This is a genomic window from Inquilinus sp. 2KB_23, from assembly GCF_052115705.1.
In the GTDB taxonomy this organism is placed as follows: Bacteria; Pseudomonadota; Alphaproteobacteria; order DSM-16000; family Inquilinaceae; genus Inquilinus; species Inquilinus ginsengisoli_A.
This window is the reverse complement of sequence record NZ_JBFRHF010000086.1, coordinates 1-928: the sequence shown is the minus strand read 5'-3', so window position 1 is coordinate 928 and position 928 is coordinate 1. Positions and strand designations below refer to the sequence as shown.

The 928-nt window shown below is 67.5% G+C and carries 1 protein-coding gene; it reads right to left on the bottom strand.

The annotated features are described in order from the left end of the window. On the bottom strand, positions 1-928 hold a 928-nt coding region (locus AB4112_RS36000), incomplete at both ends, for an AMP-binding protein (RefSeq protein WP_441727273.1).

The window sequence follows — 928 nt, the reverse complement described above, 5'->3', positions numbered from 1 at the left end:
GGCCTAGGAAGTCGAGGACGCCGTCGGGGCGCCAGCGGGCGAGGTCGCCGGTGCGGTACATGCGGGCGCCGGGAGGCCCGAAGGGGCAGGCGACGAAGCGCTCGGCGGTCAGGCCCGGGCGGTTGAGATAGCCCCGCGCCAGACCCGCCCCCGCGATGTACAGCTCCCCCGGCACTCCCGCAGGCACCGGATGCAGCCCACCGTCCAGCACATACACACGCGTGTTCCAGATCGGCGCTCCGATCGGGACTGGTCCACTGTCCTGCTCAGGCCGACAGGCCCAATAGGTGACATCGACGGCTGCTTCCGTCGGGCCATAGAGATTGTGCAGTGGCACGTCCAAGGTGGCGAAGAATTGTGCCTGCAGATCGGCCGGCAATGCCTCGCCGCTGCAGACAACACGCCTGAGCCCGCAGCAGGACTGAGCGGACGGCTCCTGCAGGAAACTCTGCAGCATCGAGGGCACGAAGTGCAGGGTAGTGATCTCTTGACGGGTAATCACCTCGACGAGATAGGTCGGGTCCTTGTGCCCCTCAGGTTTGGCGAGGACCAGGGCCGCGCCAGTGATCAACGGCCAGAAGAACTCCCAGACAGAGACGTCGAAGCCGGATGGCGTTTTCTGCAGGACGCGGTCGGAGCCGTCGAGCTGGTACTCCTTCTGCATCCACAGGAGGCGGTTGATGATGGCCCCTTCGGAGACGAGGACGCCCTTTGGAGTTCCGGTGGAGCCGGAGGTGTAGATGAGATAGGCGGGGTGGAGGGGTTGGAGGGGGTGCAGGCGGGTGTCGTCGGTAGGGTTGGTGTCGGGGGAGCGTTCGAGCTGGGCGAGGAGTGCGGTGTCGTCGAGGCGGAGGAGCGGGGCGGTGTCGGGCAGGGCGCGGCCGGCGGTGCCGGCGGTGAGGACGAGCCTGGGGTCGGCGTCCTTGAG